The 22,522-nt window shown below is 44.8% G+C and carries 20 protein-coding genes and 2 tRNA genes; 14 read left to right on the top strand and 8 right to left on the bottom strand.

Annotated elements, in window-relative coordinates:
- Nucleotides 1-105: 105 nt before the first annotated feature.
- Entirely contained in the window at nt 106-1,002 is an 897-nt protein-coding gene (locus tag WA381_RS19170) for an amino acid ABC transporter substrate-binding protein (RefSeq protein ID WP_014975996.1), read from the bottom strand.
- Nucleotides 1,003-1,078: 76 nt separating this feature from the next.
- Nucleotides 1,079-1,753: a 7-carboxy-7-deazaguanine synthase QueE gene (gene queE / locus WA381_RS19175; protein WP_014948788.1), complete on the bottom strand. Its 675-nt coding sequence runs from the start codon at nt 1,751-1,753 to the stop codon at nt 1,079-1,081.
- Between the two features lie 95 nt (nt 1,754-1,848).
- Between queE and queC the strand changes: the two genes are divergently transcribed.
- Complete coding sequence (gene queC / locus WA381_RS19180; RefSeq protein WP_014975995.1) at nt 1,849-2,505, top strand: 7-cyano-7-deazaguanine synthase QueC; 657 nt, start codon at nt 1,849-1,851, stop codon at nt 2,503-2,505.
- Between the two features lie 96 nt (nt 2,506-2,601).
- On the opposite strand, the gene WA381_RS19185 is transcribed toward queC, so the two are convergent.
- The 3 genes from WA381_RS19185 to WA381_RS19195 form a co-directional block, all read right to left on the bottom strand.
- A complete protein-coding gene (locus WA381_RS19185; protein ID WP_014948786.1) occupies nt 2,602-3,528 on the bottom strand; it encodes a LysR family transcriptional regulator in 927 nt (308 codons plus the stop codon).
- Between the two features lie 273 nt (nt 3,529-3,801).
- Nucleotides 3,802-5,817 carry an excinuclease ABC subunit UvrB gene (gene uvrB, locus WA381_RS19190; RefSeq protein WP_014948785.1) on the bottom strand — a complete coding sequence of 672 codons (2,016 nt, stop codon included), beginning with the start codon at nt 5,815-5,817 and terminating at the stop codon, nt 3,802-3,804.
- A gap of 96 nt (nt 5,818-5,913) precedes the next feature.
- On the bottom strand, nt 5,914-7,296 hold the full coding sequence (locus tag WA381_RS19195; protein ID WP_197044396.1) for an MATE family efflux transporter: 1,383 nt from the start codon (nt 7,294-7,296) through the stop codon (nt 5,914-5,916).
- A gap of 998 nt (nt 7,297-8,294) precedes the next feature.
- Here WA381_RS19195 and WA381_RS19200 point away from each other — a divergent pair.
- From WA381_RS19200 to WA381_RS19245, 10 genes are all read left to right on the top strand, one after another.
- Nucleotides 8,295-8,371, top strand: a tRNA-Asn gene (locus WA381_RS19200).
- Nucleotides 8,372-8,398: 27 nt separating this feature from the next.
- Nucleotides 8,399-8,475: transfer RNA gene (locus tag WA381_RS19205), tRNA-Asn, on the top strand.
- Nucleotides 8,476-8,668: 193 nt separating this feature from the next.
- Nucleotides 8,669-9,250: an electron transport complex subunit RsxA gene (rsxA, locus tag WA381_RS19210; RefSeq protein WP_014975993.1), complete on the top strand. Its 582-nt coding sequence runs from the start codon at nt 8,669-8,671 to the stop codon at nt 9,248-9,250.
- Nucleotides 9,250-9,831: an electron transport complex subunit RsxB gene (gene rsxB, locus WA381_RS19215; protein ID WP_039226568.1), complete on the top strand. Its 582-nt coding sequence runs from the start codon at nt 9,250-9,252 to the stop codon at nt 9,829-9,831. Before rsxA ends, rsxB begins: the two co-directional genes overlap by 1 nt.
- 5 nt (nt 9,832-9,836) lie before the next feature.
- Entirely contained in the window at nt 9,837-12,728 is a 2,892-nt protein-coding gene (gene rsxC / locus WA381_RS19220) for an electron transport complex subunit RsxC (protein ID WP_156087325.1), read from the top strand.
- A complete protein-coding gene (rsxD, locus tag WA381_RS19225) occupies nt 12,728-13,810 on the top strand; it encodes an electron transport complex subunit RsxD (RefSeq protein WP_061485157.1) in 1,083 nt (360 codons plus the stop codon). Before rsxC ends, rsxD begins: the two co-directional genes overlap by 1 nt.
- Nucleotides 13,810-14,694, top strand: coding sequence for an RnfABCDGE type electron transport complex subunit G (locus tag WA381_RS19230; protein WP_069943947.1), 885 nt, complete (start codon nt 13,810-13,812; stop codon nt 14,692-14,694). Before rsxD ends, WA381_RS19230 begins: the two co-directional genes overlap by 1 nt.
- Before the next feature lies 1 nt (nt 14,695).
- On the top strand, nt 14,696-15,388 hold the full coding sequence (locus WA381_RS19235; RefSeq protein WP_039233136.1) for an electron transport complex subunit E: 693 nt from the start codon (nt 14,696-14,698) through the stop codon (nt 15,386-15,388).
- A 34-nt stretch (nt 15,389-15,422) separates the two neighbouring features.
- A complete protein-coding gene (locus tag WA381_RS19240; RefSeq protein WP_014975990.1) occupies nt 15,423-16,145 on the top strand; it encodes an endonuclease III domain-containing protein in 723 nt (240 codons plus the stop codon).
- 195 nt (nt 16,146-16,340) lie between these two features.
- A complete protein-coding gene (locus tag WA381_RS19245; protein WP_156086106.1) occupies nt 16,341-17,759 on the top strand; it encodes a M20/M25/M40 family metallo-hydrolase in 1,419 nt (472 codons plus the stop codon).
- 105 nt (nt 17,760-17,864) lie between these two features.
- Here WA381_RS19245 and WA381_RS19250 read toward each other — a convergent pair whose 3' ends face one another.
- Complete coding sequence (locus WA381_RS19250; RefSeq protein WP_014948777.1) at nt 17,865-18,044, bottom strand: hypothetical protein; 180 nt, start codon at nt 18,042-18,044, stop codon at nt 17,865-17,867.
- Between the two features lie 168 nt (nt 18,045-18,212).
- On the bottom strand, nt 18,213-18,425 hold the full coding sequence (cspE, locus tag WA381_RS19255; protein ID WP_014948776.1) for a transcription antiterminator/RNA stability regulator CspE: 213 nt from the start codon (nt 18,423-18,425) through the stop codon (nt 18,213-18,215).
- A 334-nt stretch (nt 18,426-18,759) separates the two neighbouring features.
- On the opposite strand from cspE, the gene WA381_RS19260 reads away from it, so the two are divergent.
- The 3 genes from WA381_RS19260 to glpQ all read left to right on the top strand — a co-directional run bounded on the left by WA381_RS19260 (nt 18,760) and on the right by glpQ (nt 21,464).
- Nucleotides 18,760-19,470 carry an SDR family oxidoreductase gene (locus WA381_RS19260; protein WP_156086105.1) on the top strand — a complete coding sequence of 237 codons (711 nt, stop codon included), beginning with the start codon at nt 18,760-18,762 and terminating at the stop codon, nt 19,468-19,470.
- Nucleotides 19,471-19,736: 266 nt separating this feature from the next.
- Complete coding sequence (gloA, locus tag WA381_RS19265; RefSeq protein WP_014948774.1) at nt 19,737-20,132, top strand: lactoylglutathione lyase; 396 nt, start codon at nt 19,737-19,739, stop codon at nt 20,130-20,132.
- A gap of 135 nt (nt 20,133-20,267) precedes the next feature.
- Nucleotides 20,268-21,464 carry a glycerophosphodiester phosphodiesterase gene (gene glpQ / locus WA381_RS19270; RefSeq protein ID WP_156086104.1) on the top strand — a complete coding sequence of 399 codons (1,197 nt, stop codon included), beginning with the start codon at nt 20,268-20,270 and terminating at the stop codon, nt 21,462-21,464.
- A 37-nt stretch (nt 21,465-21,501) separates the two neighbouring features.
- On the opposite strand, the gene WA381_RS19275 is transcribed toward glpQ, so the two are convergent.
- On the bottom strand, nt 21,502-22,374 hold the full coding sequence (locus tag WA381_RS19275; RefSeq protein WP_014975986.1) for a flagellar protein MotY: 873 nt from the start codon (nt 22,372-22,374) through the stop codon (nt 21,502-21,504).
- Nucleotides 22,375-22,522: the final 148 nt, after the last annotated feature.

The following is a 22,522-nucleotide window of genomic DNA, read 5'->3' on the forward strand; positions in this document are numbered from 1 at the left end:
ACCCCAGAGTAGTGAGGAAAAGACCGACTAAATACCCCACAAAGAAAAATGCCAGTCAGCTTAACTGACTGGCATTAGGCCTAAGCCGCGTTTTTTATTGTCTATTTATTCTTTTGAAGCTTCTGTTTTTGGTTTATACCATAAAGCAGAATTAGTAAGAGGGGTCTCAATGGGTAATAACGGATTCTCGAGAGTGAAAATTTTACGCTCATTAACCCCTAAAGAGGCTAAAATTGGGGCGTACGTAGATTCAAATAACGCATCAAAAGACCCATCTTCAATGGCTCTGTTAAGGCCTGTTTCAATAAGATTCGCTAACGTCTTGTTACTTGAACTTACAAAGTAATACATAGCGGTGGGGTAATACAGCGCCATTGAAGGCTCAAGGTAAAGATTGTTACGACGACCTTCCACCTCCAGCTCTGCGTCCACTTCCATAACAGAACGAGGAAAAAAGTCCCCTTTACCTTGTTTAATCATGTCATACGCTTCGCGAAACTCAGGCACAGTAAACACGTTAAACCCGTTGGCTTGAAGAATTTTGGTGTCCGGCCATTCTTCACCCTGAATGGGTATAAGTTTACGCATATCGGTCAGCGATAATACATCGTCGAACTTCGTCTTTTTATTTTCGTTAATAACGAAAACACGAAGACCTATAAGCCCTTTTGCGATTGGAATACGAATCGGGGTCAGTTCCTTCTCGCGCTGGCTGTCCGTCATACTCCATACTACGTTAACTTCTCTGTTTTCACGCAGCTGACGCATCGCTTTGCCCGTCAGCAATATGCGATCAGAAGGGCGTAGCTCATAATTTACGCCGGTTTTATCGAGCGCAAGTTTAAGCAGTGCTATCGGATATTGAGCACGGGCATCTGAGTCGTCAATCGGACGCGGATAAGTGATTGTCCAAGTAGCGGCCTCAACCATTGATGCAGCAGTAAAAGAACATAAAGCGACGGCCGCTATCACGGCTTTTTTTAGCAGATTAAAGCTATGCATCTTCTTTATGTCCTTTGTTAATTTGATTACTTAAGCGCAAGACGTGTTTGCCACAAAGGCGGAGCATTTCAAACACTTATTCAATACCAATGTATTTATGTGTTTGTAAAGATAGCCGCCAGTTACGTTCAATACAAGTACGCACTGCAAGTTCTGTGGCTCTCTTTTGCTGGCTAATTGGTTGTAAACAAACCTGTTTTCCGTCTAATGACGATACATTAGCAAGCAGCGCATCAAGCTCGTCAATATGCTTTTGCATTGCGATGGGGTGCTTGATTTCATTCGCTCTTTCAAGCGCACTTACTAAGACGTCATATCCGCCTTTCATGTTTATTTTAGGAGAAACCGTCACATACGTACGCGTGTCACAAAGTACCTCAAAAGTACCGCTGGTCTCTATTTGTGTTGTGTATCCGTTGTCGTGAAGTAGGCTCGTCAGAGGACGTAGGTCGTACATACATGGCTCACCGCCGGTAATAACCACATGCTTTGCCACATAGCCTTGTTTCCCAAACTCAGCCAGCAAAGCCTCCTCACTGGAGATGAAATAGGTTTCAGACTCTTCGCCTTTTGTGATCACAGCTTGTGGCGACACACTCAAGTCAGGCTTAATTTCCCACGTATGTTTTGTATCACACCATGGACAGCCCACAGGACAGCCTTGTAAACGAACAAAGATAGAGGGAATACCAGTGTGAGCACCTTCACCCTGGATAGTTTCAAACATCTCATTGATGTTTAATGTGGACATTACAGACAATTTGACACCCTTTAACGATTGTATGTTGGGATTTTACCAAGGATCACATAAAATTCGGGCATAATTTCTTAAATCTTCGAAAAACTATGTCAGAAAACGTTGTTGTTATCTATTCAGGAGGCATGGACTCCTTCACAGTGTTGCATAAGGCGCTAAAAGCAGGCAAAAAAGTTCATGCACTGAGCTTTAACTACGGACAACGCCACAAGAAAGAACTCGATTATGCTGCCAACGTGTGTAACTCGCTTAACGTTCCTCACAAAATTGTAGATATTAGCGCCATAAATACACTCATAGGGGGTTCAGCGTTAACCTCAGATATCGAAGTGCCAGAAGGCCACTATGAAGAGCCAAGCATGAAACAAACCGTGGTGCCCAATCGCAACATGATTTTGTTATCGCTCGCCGTTGGCTACGCGGTCAGTTTAGACGCTAACGAAGTATACTATGGCGCTCACTCTGGCGATCATGCCATTTACCCAGACTGCCGCCCTGAGTTTGTTCATAAAATGAATGATGTGTGCGGCATTGCGAATTATACACCGGTTACGATTATGACGCCTTATATCGACGACAGCAAAACCGCTATCTTGACCGATGGTCTGTCAATGGGACTGGATTACGGCCAAACGTGGACCTGTTACAACGGCAGAGAAAAAGCATGCGGAAAATGCGGTGCGTGCGAAGAGCGCTTAGAGGCGTTCAAGGAAAATAACGCCGTCGATCCTCTAGAATACGAATAGCGTAATCTGAAATAAAAACACCTCTTATTGTTTATAAACGCTTTAATCCAAGCATTTATAAACAATAAGAGGTGTGATCGCAGGTGCTTGCTGCTACTACTTTTGACTCTCTGAAATGAAGTAGCTCAATTCTTTAATACAGTGACGTAATACTGGGTTTAATCGCGTATTTTTTCCATTCATTACAAACAGTTCGTGACTAAATTTAAATAAGCTCCCTTTTGCAATAGGTACGAGCCCAAGTGCAGCGCCCTGCTCTTTCGCCATATAGTCTGGCAGCAAACCAACATATTCGCCGGTCATAATCGCAGACATCGCAGCATCAAATGAGTCTGAAAAAGTTTGAATCGATAATCTGGTTTCATCTTCAATGTAGTTTGCCGACGACAATCCAGAAATACCAATGGCAGGATAATCACCAATTTTCACGCCTTCTGGTAAATCAGTATCGCGATACTTTGCCAGAGGATGTGTAGGCGCACAGTACAATCGCCCTTCAGTTTTAATGCCGACAGGATGAAAAGTTACTGATTCCGGTTTGACCATGTCATAGGTTGAAACAACGAGGTGGCACTCACCAGATAAAGCGACATGCTCAACTTCATTATATAAACGAGTTTGGATATTAACGTGAATATCGTCAAATTTCTTCATTGTACTTTTAACCGCTTTACTTACGGCTAAGTGCATAGAAAGTGGAAGGCCAGCCATTAAGACCAAAGTGATATGGCCTGAGTAGTCATCATGCAGCGATTTCAGATTGAAGACAAAATTGTCGAAGGCATTAAAGATGCGTTTGGTTTCTTGGAAAACCACCTCACCCTCTTTTGTCATTTGAAAGCCACCACGACCGCGATGACATAACACCAAATCTAAACGTTCTTCCAGTTTTTTGATGGCTGCACTGATGTTGGGTCGTTGCATACGCAACACGGGTTCTGCCGCAGTAAATCCGTTGCAGCTCGCTACAGCGTAAAACACACGCAGTAGCTTTATATCTGACTCCTGAAGACGATTAAGCATATTAGCACCTGTTTATAGGTATAGTTATCGATACTCAACTTAGAACTATATTCAACTAATTGTGCTATTACAACGACATTTTGCGGCTTTTCATCTCATTTTTTATTAAAAATTTGAGTTTTGTGCTACCCAAAAACTGACGTCAAGTCGTATTGTCCACAGGAAAAAAGGGGGATTTTCTTACATCAAAAGGAAAAGTGCTGTAGTGAGTTATCCGGTTTTATACGGAAAGAACCCACATACAGCCTCTGCTAGCGGGGCACATCGCCATTTTTAAGAGAGTGTAACAACTTGCTTTCGAAGTGCTTCAATATCGTCACGCAATGATGCTGCTTTTTCAAACTCAAGCTCGCGCGCATATTCAAACATCTGCTTTTCAAGCTCCGTGATTTGGTCCATTAATTCAGTAGCACTTGCTGTTTTCTGTTGCTTCTTCTTCTCTTCAACTTTGCGCAGTCTGACTTTTCCAGACGCAGGGTGCGCGCTGTCGCCTAAGTCCATAATATCGGTAATAGGCTTGTTAAGTCGCATCGGCGTTATACCATTTGCCTCATTATGCGCCATTTGCTTCTCACGACGGCGCTCGGTCTCGTCCATCGCTTTTTTCATCGACTTGGTAATACTGTCAGCGTACAAAATAGCTTTACCATTCACGTGACGCGCGGCTCTACCAATAGTCTGAATTAATGAACGCTCGGCTCGCAAAAAGCCTTCTTTATCGGCATCTAAAATCGCCACCAGCGACACTTCCGGCATGTCTAAACCTTCACGTAAAAGGTTAATACCTACCAACACGTCGAATTTACCCAGTCGCAAGTCTCGGATTATTTCAATTCGCTCTACGGTATCGATATCCGAATGCAGATAACGAACTTTAACGCCGTGCTCATTTAAATACTCGCTTAAATCTTCAGCCATACGCTTGGTTAAGGTAGTAATAAGCACACGCTCGTCAAGCTCTACCCGTTTTTGTATTTCAGACAGGACATCATCAACTTGAGTGGCTACAGGACGTACTTCAATAACAGGGTCTAGCAGGCCCGTTGGACGCACAACCTGCTCTACTATCTCACCGTCAGTTTTCTTTAATTCATAATCGCCTGGCGTCGCAGAAACATAGATGGTTTGGGGGCAAATCTGTTCAAATTCTTCAAACTTAAGCGGACGATTGTCCAACGCCGACGGCAGCCTGAAACCAAATTCCACCAAGGTCTCTTTTCTAGAGCGATCCCCGCGATACATTGCCCCTACTTGAGAGACAGTTACGTGAGACTCATCGATAAACATTAGGCCATCTGCTGGAAAATAGTCCAATAAGGTTGGAGGTGGTTCGCCCGGTGCTCTTCCTGAAAGATAGCGAGAGTAATTCTCGATCCCAGAACAATAGCCAAGCTCCATCATCATTTCGATATCGAACTGGGTGCGCTGTGAAATACGCTGCTCTTCAATCAGCTTATTCGCCTCTTGAAGTTGCTTTTTGCGATCGCCAAGTTCTTCCTTGATATGCTCAATAGCATTGAGGATTTTCTCTCGAGGGGTTACATAGTGCGTTTTAGGAAAAACCGTTGCTCGAATAACTGACTTGTCGACAGCCCCGGTTAGCGGGTCGAACAGACTAATTTTATCTATTTCATCGTCAAAAAGCTCGACCCTTACGGCTTGCTTTTCAGAGTCCGCAGGGAAAATATCTATAACATCGCCACGCACACGGAACGTACCCCTTTCAAACGCTAAATCGTTACGCTTGTACTGCAGTTCTGCAAGGCGACGTAAAATGTCACGTTGGTCCATGGTGTCGCCCTGGCGAAGGTGCAATAGCATCTTCATGTAGGATTCAGGGTCACCCAAACCATAAATAGCCGACACACTCGCTACAATGACTACGTCTCTGCGCTCCATCAACGCTTTAGTGGCGGACAGTCGCATTTGTTCAATATGATCATTGATTGACGCGTCTTTCTCAATAAAGGTATCTGTACTTGGAACGTAGGCTTCTGGCTGATAATAATCATAATATGAAACGAAGTACTCTACAGCGTTATTGGGGAAGAATTCTTTCATCTCACCGTAAAGCTGAGCCGCTAATGTTTTGTTGTGTGCAAGAATAAGCGTTGGTCTCTGCACTTCTTTGATGACATTAGCCATGGTAAAGGTTTTACCCGACCCCGTAACACCAAGCAGTGTTTGGCCGGCCAAGCCACTTTCTAGGCCATCCACCAAAGCTTCTATTGCTTTTGGCTGGTCGCCTGCTGGCTTGTATTTAGAATGAAGCTCAAACCCTCTACTCATTTACTTAACCTTTTCTTTAGCTTACTGCTTAACATCTTGCTTGCGGTCAAACTACTCAACATTAAAAACGCACAGCCTTAAATAGCCGCTCTGGTATTAGCTGTGCTCAGACGTTTCTTTATCTAATTCAAACTGAGTAATCGCACGTTTGAAAACAACAAATGAAACACACGCCATTGCAATATTGGCAATGACCGTTCCTGCAAATAACCCTTTCAGTTCAAATAGAAAACTACCCGCAACGCTGATAGGTACGAAGAAAACAAATAAGCGGATGACACTTAACGTTAATGCCGTCATTGGGCGATGCATGGCATTCAACGATGAGTTAGTCAGAATGATAATGCCTTGCATGCCATAACCCAGCGGTACAATCATAAGAAACAGCTGTATTAGTACGCTTACCTCTGCTTCATTAGCAAAGGCGACGGCTATCCAGCTAGATAGTCCCCACATGACAAGAAAAATGGCGAACTGCCAAAACAGAACAAATTTCAATGTAAGCGAATATGCCGTTTTTACCCGTTCTACTTGGCCTGCCCCAACGTTTTGACTGATAAATGGAGGCAGTGTCATGGAAAGTGCTAGCACAACAATACTTGCAATAGACTCCATTCTATTTCCCACTCCCCACGCTGCAACCGCTTCGGCGCCGTAACCAGCAACTACAGCTGTCATCACGCCACCGGCAACGGGAGTAAGCATATTTGCACCCGCCGCAGGTAGTCCTATTTTGAGAATTTCACGGCTGCTATCACGCAACTCGGCAAGTGTCAGCAGTCGAGGCAACATCAACTTTCGACGAACGGCTAAAATATAAAGAATCCATAATGCACCAACTATCCACGCTATAAAGGTAGCGAGTGCCGCACCTTTTATTCCCATTGCCGGAATGGGTCCAAGTCCGAAAATGAAAATAGGATCAAGCAACGCGTTTAATCCGCCGCCTGCCGCCATAACAATACTGGGTGTGCGGGTATCGCCACACGCTCGCAGCACACTATTACCAACCATCGGCATAGCAAGAAAGATGCTCGACAAGTACCATAGCCCCATATAGTCAGATATGTACGGCATTAGATTGTCTGTTGCATTAAGCAACTTAAACACAGGCTCTATGGTGAAAAAGCCAATTGCAGCTAATGCACCCACAAGCAAAACGGACAGCATTAATGAACCCGTCGCATAATGTTGAGACTTGGTTATTTCTTTACTGCCCTGTAACTTGCCTATAATTGCAGAGGTACCAATACCTAAACCTATGTTTAGGCTTATTACGGTAAAAGTAACGGGAAAGGTAAAACTAATAGCGGCTAAAGGGTCGGTGCCCAACAAGCTCACAAAAAAGGTATCGATAAGTCCAAAGCTCATCATCATTACCATTCCCAGTATCATGGGAATGGTCATACGCTTTAACGTAGTACCTATATCTCCTTCCAATAAGTCGGAAGTACGTTGTTTAGCGTTACTTTTTATCACTTGAGCTCCGGCAAACTAAAATCCCCTCATCAATTGCGCGTTAGTGTAAAAGAGTGAACACTATTTAGCTATGCGTATTCGACAAACAAAACAAAGCATAAGAGGGTTGTATGAAAAGCGATGTTTTTGACAAAAGTACGTGCGATGAACCATTTCGCTGGCTACGCCACAAAACTACGAGTTTTTTGTAAAAATAAATCAAAACACGTGCGTATGTGTTCATTACAGTTTAATTTCTATCCTGTTTCACTTTTAATATGCAGGCAAAACGTCTCGGGCGCATCTAGCTATCCAAATAGAGCGTTTAAAAGACACACAAAAATGTTAACAAAATGTAAGGCATTGAGAATTAAGATGGATTTCATTGAATAGCATTTAGGCATTCGTTGAATTAACACACAAGCTACTTTTTGTTCAACCGATCTATTCCGATCGAGAAACAAGATCAAAAAAAACACCCTAAACCCCTGTATTAAAAAGATTATCCACTCAATAACGCCATAACCTCATTAGATCAATACGTACGCGATCTCGTAAATAACTACAGCGATTCTAAGCTATCAACATAGTTATCCACAGATTTAGTGGATAACTAACGCCAGACCATATTCGGCGGGATTTCGTGCTCGATTAATTTCTCAGCACGTAAGTGGTGACTAACCTTTTAATCCTCAGGTACAGGTTACAGATTTATTAAAGCCTGTACATAATACCAGTATGGAAGCGCTTTTTTATTCTATTTAGTTATACCCTTTAACTTTAGTGAGATATATAAGAAAACGAGATGGGTAAAACTATCAATTACTAAAACAACCTCTTGTTCATAAGCAATGAGGGAATAATGTGCAGTTATTAACCATCATTTTCTCAGCATTGACGACAAAATGAACATAAAAGCCGTAAAAAGCTATTTTTTGCGCAGTCAGCACAAATATTTCATTTATGTTGTTGACAGTTCCTAAGTACGTCTTTAATATTCGCCTCCGTTGAAGCACAGGTCCCCCTTAGCTCAGTTGGTTAGAGCGACGGACTGTTAATCCGCAGGTCCCCCGTTCGAGTCGGGGAGGGGGAGCCAACTTCAGCAAACAACTTAGGTGTCGATTCCCCCTTAGCTCAGTTGGTTAGAGCGACGGACTGTTAATCCGCAGGTCCCCCGTTCGAGTCGGGGAGGGGGAGCCACTTAGTTGGCTCTTAATCGCCTCACCCACTTCATTCTATTTTAATTCCTAAAACAACGCGTTTAGACATTAAATAACCCTAATTCAATCAAGTTGTTAAACCCGTTCTAAAAAGGGATAATAGACCTAATCTGTTTTTCTTTTTAATCCGCGGGCATTGTCCGTCAAAATTCCTCGAAGGAATTGCGTTATTCATGACTGAATTTTTACTGCTATTGATTGGTACAGTACTGGTTAACAATTTTGTGTTGGTTAAGTTTCTCGGCTTATGCCCGTTTATGGGTGTGTCTGGCAAACTTGAAACTGCCATGGGCATGTCTATGGCCACCACATTTGTTCTCACCCTTGCCTCTGCATCGAGCTACCTAGTGGAAACCTATCTACTTGCTCCACTGGGCATCGGTTACCTTAGAACGCTTGCCTTTATTCTTGTTATCGCGGTGGTGGTGCAGTTCACAGAAATGGTCGTGCACAAAACCAGCCCTACCTTATATAGATTGTTAGGTATATTCCTTCCTCTTATCACAACCAACTGTGCAGTGCTTGGTGTAGCGCTATTAAACCTTACCGAACAGCATAATTTCATGCAGAGTCTTATTTATGGTTTCGGCGCTGCTGTGGGGTTCTCTCTTGTACTGGTGTTATTTGCGGCCATGCGTGAGCGTTTAGCTGCTGCTGATGTACCTGTATCTTTTAAAGGTGCCTCAATCGCTATGATAACCGCTGGTCTCATGTCCCTAGCATTTATGGGCTTTAGTGGACTGGTGAAAGTGTAATGACGATATCTACCGCAATTATATTCGCCATTGTTGCCATTGGCGTCCTTGCGCTTATTTTTGGCTTGGTTCTGGGCTACGCGAGCATTCGCTTTAAAGTTGAGGGCGACCCGCTTGTTGAGCAAATAGATGCCGTACTACCACAAACTCAGTGTGGCCAATGTGGATATCCGGGCTGCAAGCCTTATGCTGAGGCAATAGCTGAAGGTGATGATATTAATAAGTGCCCACCTGGCGGCGAGGCAACGATTAAAAAGCTCGCAGACTTGATGGGAGTTGAACCTAAACCCCTTGATGCAGCTCATGGCGAAGAAGACGTTAAAAAAGTCGCGTTTATACGCGAAGACGAATGTATCGGCTGTACCAAATGTATTCAGGCCTGCCCTGTCGATGCCATTTTAGGTGCCGCCAAACACATGCACACGGTTATTACTGATGAATGTACAGGGTGCGACCTATGTGTAGATCCCTGCCCTGTCGACTGTATCGACATGGTGCCAATTGCTCAAACAACTTCTACATGGAAGTGGGATTTTGAATCATCGCCTAAAGGTGATATCCCCATCAAAATGGTGTCGTAATTGTGATGTATCCAAGTTTTGATTCAATTATAGAAACCCTTGAAGCGGGAAAGATGTACTCATTTCCAGGTGGCGTACATCCCGACGATAAGAAATCTCTATCTAATACATCAGTAATAAAGAAACCGTCGTTACCCGAATTATTGATTGTTCCTTTAAGGCAGCACATTGGCTCAGACGGTATCTGTTGCGTAGAAGTTGGCGATAGCGTATTGAAAGGCCAAATTCTTTCGCAAAGCTCATCGCCTTTTTCTGTGCCAGTTCATGCGCCAACCTCGGGAGAGGTTGTTGCGATTGCTCCGCATGTTGTAGCGCATCCTAGCGGCCTAACAGAAATGTGTATTTCGATACGTCCTGACGGTAAAGACACATGGTGCGACCTATCTCCAATAGCAAATTATAGCGACATAGATAAGAACAAGCTTATAGAAGCTATTTGCCAAGCGGGAATTTCAGGAATGGGTGGTGCCGGCTTCCCTACCCATATAAAAACCTCAACGTCTAAACCTGTTGAGTTTCTTATTTTAAATGGGATTGAGTGCGAGCCTTACATTACTTCTGACGACCGATTGATGCGTGAGCACGCCTGGCAAATACGCCAGGGTCTAGACATTCTTACTCACCTTATTGGGCCGAAGGCCATTGTAGTTGCGGTTGAAGACAACAAGCCCGAGGCTTTCGAAGCACTTAATATTGCCTGTCAGGATAAGAAAGACTATCGCGTTGTTAGCGTTGAGACTAAATACCCTGCCGGCGGCGAAAAACAGCTGATTCAGGTACTGACTGGCCGAGAAGTTCCAAGAAATGGATTGCCTGCCGACGTAGGCGTGATGATGTTCAACGTTGGTACCTGCTATGCCATTGCAGATGCTATTTTACACGGCAAACCGCTGATTGAACGGGTTGTTACCGTAACTGGTGAAGCCGTTGAATCACCAAGCAATTTTAGAGCGTTGTTGGGTACGCCCGTCTCTCATCTATTGGATGAAGCAAGCTACAACCCGAAAAAACAGAAAGTACCTAAAGTGATTATGGGCGGGCCTATGATGGGCTTTACCTTATCAGACGCTACGATCCCCGTGGTTAAAACCACAAACTGTTTGCTGGTTCCTGCAAAAAAAGAGCTGGTAGACGACAATGCAGAGCGCCCCTGTATTCGCTGTAGCGCATGCGCCGACGCATGCCCTGCGTCGTTGCTCCCCCAACAAATGTTTTGGCACGCCAAAGCAAAAGAATACGATAAAGCCGAAGAATACGACCTTTTCGACTGTATAGAGTGCGGCGCATGTGCTTACGTTTGCCCCAGTGAAATCCCACTGGTGCATTACTACCGCCAGGCTAAATCCGAAATACGCATTCAGCGTGATGAAAAGAACAAGGCCGAGAAAGCTAAACAGCGTTTTGAAGCACGTAAAGAACGTTTAGAGCGCGAAAAACTTGAGCGCGAAGAAAAACATAGAAAAGCAAAAGAAGCACGATTAGCCGCCAACAAAGCCAAAGAAGAAAATGCAGTAGCCGAGGATGCGAATAGCGCTGTTGATGCTGGCGCAACTGAGGCCAAGGACAAAGTAGCGGCGGCGCTTGCGCGTGCGAAAGCAAAGAAAGCGGCTATGCAGGCCAACGCAAAGGATGAAAGTAATACAACAAATACCAACGAACCAAGCACTGCGGCAGACGATAAAAAAGCACAGGTAGCAGCAGCTATTGCCAGAGCTAAGGCGAAAAAAGCCGCACAAGTCCAGAATGAAGCTCAACTTGAAAGCGCGGATAAGCAAGTTGAGCAAGCGTCATCGCCAGAAGATGATAAAAAGGCAAAGGTTGCTGCAGCAATCGCCAGAGCAAAAGCGAAAAAAGCCGCGCAAGCTCAAAACGAAACGCAAGATGAAAGCGCTGTCGAACCATCAACCACAGAACAGCCAAGTAACCAGTCATCATCACCAGAAGATGAGAAAAAAGCTAAAGTTGCTGCCGCTATCGCTAGAGCAAAAGCCAAAAAGGCCGCGCAAGCCAGCCAGTCTGAAGCATCTTCAGCAGAAAAACCTGCGGGCTCTCAATGCGAAAAGCATACCGAACTTTCCGATACTGAAGCTAATTCAGAGCTAAACGCTGAAGCGCAGAAAAAAGCGCGTATTGCCGCGGCAATCGCTAAAGCTAAAGCGCAAAAAGCTGCTAAAAATAGCGAAGACGGGCAGCCTGATAAGTCAGTTTCAGAGCAAGGTGCGCCAACTCAATTAGATGAGCAACCAGACAGTCACTCCAAAGAACCGCTAGATGAAAAGCAGGCTAGGATCGCAGCGGCGGTAGCGAAAGCGAAAGCTAAAAAGGCCGCTTCGCAAAAAACGCAAGCATCTAGCCCTGATGGCGAGGCTGGTATTGAGAATCAAGACGTTAACTCGCCAGAAGAAGCCAGTTTTCAAAGCGTCAGCGATCAAAACAGTAGTGCTCAGAGTGATAGCGCATCAGATCCTGCTAACAACTTGAGCGAAGCGGATGAAAAAAAAGCGCGCATTGCTGCTGCGGTGGCGAAAGCGAAAGCCAAAAAAGCGGCTAAGCAGGAAGAACATCAAGGAAGCGAGCAAACTGATGCTAACCACGCTGCCTCGACAAATGAAGCTGACGAGAAAAAGGCGCGCATTGCTGCCGCAGTGGCAAAGGCCAAAGCAAAGAAACTTGCTCAAGACAGTAATGGCAATTTAGCGACCTCACCAAATACTGCTGAACAGGAAAGTAGTAAAGCGCATGAGCAGAGCGAATCGTCTAGCCGTGTAGGTCAAGCAACAAGCACGCAAGCTCCTTCTCAACCGACAGCACAAGATGAAAAGAAAGCGCGCATTGCAGCTGCAGTAGCAAAGGCTAAAGCAAAAAAAGCAGCAGCTGAACAAGAGAAAGAATCATAATGAAGTTAAGTTTATCGAGTTCACCACACCAACGGGTTAAACGCGATACTGGCCAAGTCATGCGTATGGTTATTTATGCCATGCTCCCTGGCATGATTGCACAATCCTTCTTTTTTGGCTGGGGAATGCTCATTCAAGCCATTATTGCAGTAGTGAGTGCACTGGTCATTGAAGGCGTGATTTTATTTTTAAGAAATCGCCCCATCGAGCGCACATTAACAGATTACAGCGCAGTATTAACCGGCTTACTCATCGCAATTAGTATTCCTCCTACCCTACCTTGGTGGATGACGGTAACGGGTGTTTTCTTCGCTATTGCGGTGGCTAAACAGGTTTACGGCGGGCTTGGCTTTAATATTTTCAACCCTGCCATGATAGCGTATGTGGTGCTGCTTATTTCATTCCCTGCGGCTATGAGCCTATGGCTGCCTCCTGCGACTCACGCTGGCATTACGCCAAGTTTCTTTGATTCGGTATCACTTATATTTACTGGTTTTACTACTAGCGGATACGATGTCACTCAACTCAAAACCATTGCCGATGGTGTAACCATGGCTACACCGTTAGACACATTGAAAACCGACCTAACGCAAGGCGTAACATACTCAGAGTCATTGGCGAAGCCAATCTTCGATGGCGGGGTATTCGAAGCTGCTGGAGCAGGGTGGGGAATGGTGAGTCTTGCGTATTTACTTGGTGGCCTCTACCTTTGGAAGACCCGCGTTATCAGCTGGCATATCCCGGGAGGTATGCTGCTAAGCGTTTTTGTTTGTGCATCACTGCTTCATTTAGCAAACGCCGATTACTACGCTTCACCGCTATTTCACCTGTTTAACGGTGCAGTAATGGTAGGCGCCTTCTTTATCGCCACCGACCCGGTTTCAGCATCAACAACACCAAGAGGCCGCATTATATTTGGTGCAGCGATTGGCTTTTGGGTGGTAATAATCCGTACCTTTGGTGGTTACCCTGATGCCGTAGCGTTTGCGGTTATTATTATGAATATGGCGGTGCCTTTGATTGATTACTATACCCGTCCTCGCGTGTACGGCAAAAACGTTAAAGGTCGAGGTAAACACTAATGATGAAAGAAAGCCTGGCCAAAAACGGCCTTATGTTAGGTGCGTTTGCCGTTGTTACCACAGCATTAATAGCACTCACATTTTTTGGCACCCAAGATAAAATTGAGCAACAAAAGCAGCAAAAACTGCTAAGCGTACTTAATGAAGTCGTGCCTAGCGAATTCCACGACAATGCCCTTTACGCCAACTGCACAGAGGTCAATGCACCTGAACTTGGCAACAAAAAAGCCCACAAAATATATCGTGCGACGTTAAATGGCCAACCTAGCGCATTAGTATTAGAAGCCACTGCTCCAGACGGATACAGTGGAGATATCGATATCGTTGTTGGTGTAAAAGTGGATGCACACGTTGGTGGAAACACACAAGGCGGCTCGAGTACTGACTCGCTCGACGGTGAGAGCGAAAATCTCAATATCACCGCGTTAGCGCTCTCGGAGTTGGCCGAGCTTGACTCAACACCTCAGAAGTCATCTGAGCAAGACGAGAATGCGTCCGATATTTCTGCGCCCAACACTAATAGAATCAGTATGAGGGTGCTTGGCGTGCGCGTTATCGAACACAAAGAAACCCCTGGGCTTGGCGATAAAATAGAGCTTGCCGTTAGCAATTGGATAACGGAGTTCAGTGACAAGCCTTTTTCACCCGACAATTTGGCGCCTTGGCAGGTCAAAAAGGACGGTGGTGAGTTCGATCAGTTCACTGGCGCTACCATCACGCCGAGAGCAGTAGTAAGAGCAGTACGCGAAGCCTTGCTTTACGCACAGGCCAACCAATCTGCACTTTTCAACGCTCCAAACACCTGCGCAATTACAGATTCCGTTGAAACAATTGATGCGATTAACGTGAATGAGGCTCAACCTCATAGTGTAGAGGAGCTATAACGTGACTGATTTTCGCGACCTGTCTTTACAAGGGCTTTGGAAGAACAATCCTGCGCTGGTACAACTGTTAGGTTTGTGCCCGCTATTGGCCGTTACCGCGACGTTTATCAATGGTCTCGGGTTAGGCCTTGCTACCATGTTGGTACTCATTGGCAGTAACGTTACCGTTTCACTCGTTCGTAATGTGGTAAGAAACGAAATTCGCATTCCCGTTTTTGTTATGATCATTGCTGCGTTCGTTACCATTGTTCAGCTATTAATGAATGCATACACCTATGACCTTTACTTAGCGCTAGGTATTTTCATTCCGCTGATTGTAACTAACTGCGCCATCATAGGCCGCGCAGAAGCCTTTGCGTCGAAAAACGGGCCGCTCGCCTCTGCCTACGACGGATTCATGATGGGACTGGGTTTTACCGCAGTGCTGGTCATTTTAGGTGGTATGCGTGAGATATTGGGTGCGGGTACATTGCTAGCAGGTGCAGACAGACTGTTTGGCTCAATTGCTGAGAACTGGACCATAACGCTTTTCAACACTGAAAATCCGTTTTTGCTTGCGATACTACCGCCTGGTGCCTTTTTAGGTATGGGTCTTCTCATTGCTATCAAAAACAGTATTGATGCAAAGCTAGCCGCTAAGCAAACATCGCCTGCAGTGAAGGCTGAACGGGTACGCGTTACCGCTGAAAGCTAAACGCTAAAAATCAAAAACAAAAAAGTATTTAGAAATGAATGATGTAGTTAAGCCGGCCAAGCCGCTTTCTAAGCAGGAAAAAGTAAAAGAAATCATGCGAATACTGGATGACCTTTATCCGGAAATTCCTATCTTTTTAGATCATAAAGACCCATATACGTTACTCATTGCGGTTCTGCTATCGGCGCAATGTACAGACGAGCGCGTTAACCAAATTACGCCGAAGCTCTTTGCTCGGGCAGATAATCCGTACGACATGGTATTGATGAGTATTGAAGAAATTCAAGACATTATCCGTCCTTGTGGTTTATCTCCCATGAAGTCCAAAGGCATTTGGCATTTGTCTGACATGATCATCAAGCAGCACAACGGTGAAGTGCCTGCAAACTTTGAAGCGCTGGAAGCCATGCCCGCAGTGGGTCACAAGACTGCCGCTGTGGTTATGTCTCAAGGCTTTGGCATTCCTGCTTTTCCCGTAGATACTCATATCCACCGATTAATGTATCGCTGGGGTTTGTCGAACGGAAAGAGTGTTGAGCAGACAGAGCGTGACGCAAAACGCTTGTTCCCAAAAGAAAGGTGGAACGATTTGCATCTGCAAATCATTCTATATGGCAGAGAATACTGCCCTGCCCGCGGTTTCGACTTAAACAAGTGTGTTATCACACGCGAGTTCGGCAGAAAGAGTTTTATTAACGAAGTGCTGAAAGAACAAGAGAAAAAGCAAAAATTGGCGCTTAAGAAGAAGCGTAAATAGAAACTTTCAGAAAGGAGCCTTAGGCTCCTTTTTTATTCTCCATTTATTTTCTCTCAAAAGAAATTTTGCGACTAACATACGACTTACGCTTGTGGTTTGCCTCGAAAGGGACAACCAAATTGGCTATGATGGATGGGTTAGAGTTTTGCTCGCGCAAATAAAAAAGAAATATAAAAATAAACCCATGGAGAACACATGTCTCGATTGAATACTATCGCTAGAAGGCTAGCGTTTGGTGCATTAGTAAGTGCATGCAGTTTTGGTGTTTTTGCAGAAACTTCCCCCATTACTGACGAGCAAAAGAAAAATGCGGAAGCATTAATTCAAAAAGCCCTGAAAAGTGATTTAGGCTATAGCATTGTTGAATCACTAACCACTGAGATTGGCCCTCGCCTGGGCGGCTCTGAAGCAGAAAAGCGAGCTAGAGATTGGGGCGTGGTGGTAGGAGAGCGCCTAGGTTTTGATAAAGTCAGCATAGAAGAATTCACTATGCCATTTTGGGATAGAGGCCACCTACACATTTCACTCACGGCGCCTTATGCCCAGCCGCTTTACGGCACAGCCCTTGGCGGCGCTGCGCCTTCTGAAAGCGAGATCAATGCAGACATCGTTTATTTCAGAGATATTCACGCGCTAACCGCAGTTAAAGATGGTGCCCTTAAAGGCAAAATTGCATTTGTAGACGGCGACGCCATGGTTAAAAGCCAAACAGGTGCAGGCTATGGTCAAGCGAACCAACGTCGCCGTATTGGTTGGCAACATGCTCAACGCGGCGGCGCTGAAGCGCTGGTCGTGCGCTCAGTAGGTTCAGACTCTCATCGTTTCCCTCACTCAGGCATGATGAGCTCAGACGGCGATAATTGGGCAGATATCCCCGTAGTCGCTATCTCAAACCCAGACGCAGACCATTTACGACGTTTACATAACTTAGGTAAACCGCTGTCATTGTCGCTTCACTCTGAATCGAAATGGAAAGGCGAAGTAAACAGCGGCAATGTAATACTGGATTTAGTGGGCAGTGAGAAGCCCGAAGAAATTATCCTTATTGGCGGCCACCTAGACAGCTGGGATTTAGGAACGGGTGCAGTTGATGACGGCGCGGGCGTTGCTATTACCACGGCAGCTGCTGCGTTAATTGCTTCTTTACCAGAGCGCCCCAAACGCACCATTCGTGTGGTCATGTTTGGCGCTGAGGAAGTGGGCTTATTAGGTGCCTTTGCTTACGCTAAACAACACGAAAAGAACCTTGAAAATCACGTTCTGGCCACAGAGTCTGACTTTGGTGCGCAAACTATCTGGCAACTAGTGTCAAATGTGAATCCTGAAGCGACTGTGCTAGTCGATGAAATCGCGAAGATTTTATCACCGCTAGGTATAGTGCGTGGCGGTTCAGACATTGCCGGCGGAGGCCCTGACATCATTCCGCTAGCAGCGAAAGGCGTACCAACGATTAGGTTAAATCAAAACGGTAGAGATTACTTTGATCTTCACCATACGCCAGATGATACCTTAGATAAAATTGACCCCGATGAGCTTGCGCAAAACATTGCAGCCTACGCAGCAAGTATATACTTGTTAGCCGATTCGGACGTTGACTTAAAAGCTAAACAGTAGTTTCACGTTAGTAATCATCAAACATTGGTCAGTGCATCTCGTGCTGGCCATCGCTTACCAGTACTCTGCTTACCCTCGCCTCTGCTAGTCCGAAATGCTTACGTTTTATTGCGCTTGAATAAGCTGGGCAACAAATCGCTTCGCCTCTTGCCTTGATGGCAGCTCTACATGCCGATACGTATTCGCATGTTTAAAAGCAACGGTTGTTTTATTTATGGAGATATTTGAGATTAACGCACCTGAAATGGCGCTATTAAAGGTAGAGATAGAATCTTGAAATTGCATAGTAAATACTTCTTTATTAATGTTGTTTGTTTTGAATTCCTCGCAGGTTGGGTAAAGAAATCGAAAAACGATAATTAGGCTCTAGCGTGAACATAGCGTTTCAGAAAGAGCCCATTTTTTTGAGGTCACTTCAGAAAAGAGAAATGACCTTAGATAAGCATAGAGGTCTTATCGAACTACTACGTTAGCAGCTTGAGGACCTTTTTGGCCTTGTTCAACTTCGAAGCTAACTTCTTGGCCTTCTTTCAACGTTTTGAAACCGTCAGAAGCAATTGAACGGAAGTGTACGAATACGTCTTTGCCGCCAGCTTCAGGAGTGATGAAACCAAAACCTTTTTCTTCGTTGAACCACTTAACTGTACCGTTTACAGAATTAGACATAATAAAAACCTTTTAAAAAAATTGATGTAATGGTGGAAAACCACCGAATAGCTATAGACATCTCCAAGCTAGTAAAGCAGTTGTATATCTATATAAAACTTCAATTTGAAGGATTTAAAAAAGAGGTACAGCGCAGTATTAGGTAAAGCAAATAACATATCTAGAGCGATGCGAAAGGTACAGGTAATCGCGAGCAATGTCCACTAGTTTTTAGTTTATTTTTTGACCAAAACACAACTTTTTTACAAATTTTTTTGGCGAAGCTGAATACGTATGTTTGTTCAAGGCACTTGAAAGCTAGGTTAACCTTGCTTTTTTGCTATAGGTTTAAATTATGACAGACACGTATGCGTTAGAAGGTAAAACAGCCATTGTTACTGGAGGCGGAAAAGGGCTAGGTAAAACTCTCGCTCAATTTCTACTAGAAGCAGGAATGAACGTGGCCATTTGTGGGCGCACTGAAACTGCGGTTAAGCAGACTGTAGAGCGGTTCGACGCCCTATTCCCTGGTAATGTCATTGGCCAAGTTTGTGATGTATCGAAAAGCGCTGATGTTGCCAGTTTTGTTAGAAAGGTCAAAGATACATTTGGCGAGCTACACGTCCTAATTAATAACAGTGGCTTTGGTAAGGAGACCCTTATTTGGGAAACCTCAGAGAAAGCGTGGGACGAAGTAATGGATACTAACGTAAAAGGGACTTTTCTCATGTGCAAAGAGGTCGTGCCTCACATGATTAACAACAAGGAAGGCTACATTATCAACATTGCTTCTCAGGCGGCATTGAACGGCTATGCCAATGCAGGCGTTTACTGTGCATCAAAATTTGCGATGGTGGGGCTTGGAAAAGCGTTGCAAGAAGAGGTTCGCCCCTACGGTATTCACGTCCATTCACTAAACCCTGCACTGATACAGTCGCAGAAAGCAGAAACAGAGAAAGTGGACGATGGCCTGATTCAAAATGAAGACTTAGGCAACATGGTGGTTTACCTATTGAGCCAACCTCGCCGTCTTAAAATTGATAATATCGGCCTATGGGGCTATTAATAGCAGTCCGCATAGATAATTACCCACTCAGCGAGACTTAAAATGTTCGTAATCGCGGCGTGTTACCGCAGGTATAGTACGTTTAACTAGAATTGTAATATTGTCTTAAAGCGTTAACATTTCCTAATTAACATAAAAGCGTGTCGTTTGCGTTTACTCAAATAAAGTACTCATCGTATTTATGTGTACAAAAAGTAACGGCCAACACGCAATCACAGTGCAGTGTGCCATCGAGTAATTCCGATGGCTCAAAATAGGAATCTCTTATGCGAATGCTTCACACCATGCTTCGAGTTGAAAACTTAGAGGCCTCTCTTCACTTTTATACCTCACTCATGGGCATGCGCCTTCTTCGCCAGTCTGAAAACAAAGAGTATGAATACACGCTAGCTTTCGTGGGATATGGCGATGAAACCGAGAGTACCGTCTTAGAACTTACCTACAACTGGGGCGACAACACCTACGATAAGGGTAACGCATATGGTCATATTGCGATTGAGGTAGATGATATCTATCAGTTTTGTGAAAACTTAGAAACAAACGGCGCTGATGTATATCGTAAACCGGGGCCAGTAAAAGGCGGCTCCACAGTTATTGCTTTTGTTCGCGACCCCGATGGGTATGCAATAGAACTCATACAAAATAAATCCATTTCGCTATGAAATGGTTCAAAAACAAGAACTGAAGATACAGCCAGCGTAGTCAAAGCGATTTGAACGCTTAAGTCGCCAAACTATCAACTTGAAAACGTGCGGCACTGGAAAAAACCGATGAAAAACCACATGGAGTGACACGACATGCTACGTAACCGCTTATTATTTTCGCAAAATGATAAAAACAAAAGCCAAGCTAGAACAGCGATATGTCGGAAATCTCGAGCAGCGCACAATATAGGCTTGCGCAGTCAGCCAAAAGCAAAACTGGCCGCTATTCTGCCAGCGTTGGTTGTCGCTTTTACCGGTACAGTTGCTGCTGGCAGTACGTTTTCGGCCATGGCTGCAAATAACGAGAATGCACAAATACACGCTGACACAAAAGAAAATGTTGAAACGCACTTTACCGTGATAGCCCATCGCGGCGCGTCGGGCTATTTACCTGAGCATACCCTTGAAGCAGCTACCCTCGCCTTTTCTCTGGGCCCCGATTTTATTGAGCAAGATGTTGTTATCACCAAAGACGACATACCCGTTGTGCTACACGACATCCACTTAGAAACGGTCACCAATGTAGAAGATGTGTTTCCTGCACGCCACCGCGATGACGGACGCTATTACGCGCGTGATTTTACTCTTGAAGAACTGCGACAACTGCGGGTACACGAGCGCGCTAACAGTGACGGGAAGCAAGTTTTTACAAATAGGTACCGCGGCACACATGCTAATTTTAAGGTTGCCACGTTAAATGAACACTTTGAGCTAATCAGCGAGCTAAATCGCCAATTTGGAACGTCTGTCGGGGTTTATCCTGAAGTAAAGTCCCCAGCCTTTCACATTAAAGAAGGCGTTGATGCCAGTAAAATCGTTGTAGATGCTTTGAATGCTTACGGGTTTGGTGGAGAGAGCGGTAATAGCTACCTGCAATGCTTCGATTTTAACGAAGTTAAGCGCGTTCGTGAAACCCTGGGCTATAAAGGCAAAGTTGTGATGCTGATTGGCGAAAACGACTGGGGCGAAAGCGACACAGATTATAACTGGCTGCGCACTCAGGAAGGCATGCAGCAGGTTGCGTTGTATGCCGATGGCATAGGCCCTTGGTTAGGCCATTTACTCGATAATGAAGCGATGACTCAAGGAAAAGTAGAAGCCGCGACATGGATTGCCTACGCCCACGAAAATAACCTGACAATCCACCCCTACACCTACCGACATGATGCACTACCAGCAGGTATGAGTTCAGAGCAAGTCTTGGAAGTTTTAGACAAGGTGGTAGGTGCTGACGGTGTTTTCACCGATCATTTAGTACCGGTATTAAGGTGGCGAGAAAAATTAAACTAACGCATTTTAAAGCGAGTGTAGGCGCGATAATTAGCGCCTAGGATTTTGAAAGTCGCACCACCACGCGTCTGTTTTGGGCGCGGCTTTCTCGCGTATCGTTTGGCGCAATATGGCGTTTCTCACCGTGGCCTGTCAACTGAATTCGATCTTCAGGTACACCTAGCGTAGTCAAATAGCTTTTTACTTCGTTAGCACGTCGAATAGACAACTGTTCATTATTATAGCGACCGCCGTAGCTATCGGTGTAACCATCAAGAAGCACAAGCTCAAGCTCGCTGTCTTCTTTTAAGTATTCACCTATCATGGTTAAGCGCTTCTGCGAATATTTGGTTAGCTCTGTACTGTTGTTTTGATACGACAATACCGTGTAGGCAATGTCATCAAAACCGAAGGGCAATAAGTTCGATACACACTTCACAAATTCACGATACACACCAGAGAAGTTGCTAGCGTTTAATGCCACACTCACTTGGTCGTATTTGTTATACCAGTCTTGGTAATAGATTGTGGGCCAAAAGCCTTTTTCTAATTCAGACAACATAGTCCAAGCCGCATCCTGCGGAAGGTCGCCATTGTACTGTTTACGAATAGACATGTCGGCAATGGTTTTAGGCGCAACGCCTGGCATCCATTTAGGTGGTACAGAATAAACAGCGGCCATATCAAATTTGCTTGGCAGCAAATACATGTCCAGTTCGAATTCCATATTAAGCTGCTTCGACGCTGAGCTCGTGAACATGGCTTCGCCATAACCGGGTAGCTCGTGGTTCAAGGTACACTGAAGTCGCGTGTCTTTGTCTATTCGCCAGTTGGAGCTTTCTATGGTTGCAGAATATTGCCGCATGGCAGCGTGGGAAGACAATGACCCCAGCATCCCCAATAAAGCGATGTATTTTAATTTCGACACCATTTCGACACCATAACGAAAATCAGACTAACACAGGTAAAAGACAACACTTCGTGCACAAATTACCGAACATAATGAATCAAATTAGCTCACACAAAAAGAAGAAATGTGCCTAATGATTTTTTCACGCTTAATTTGATTATCGTCCAAA

This window comes from Alteromonas sp. CH_MED4-4 (assembly GCF_037029575.1).
Lineage (GTDB): Bacteria > Pseudomonadota > Gammaproteobacteria > Enterobacterales > Alteromonadaceae > Alteromonas > Alteromonas macleodii.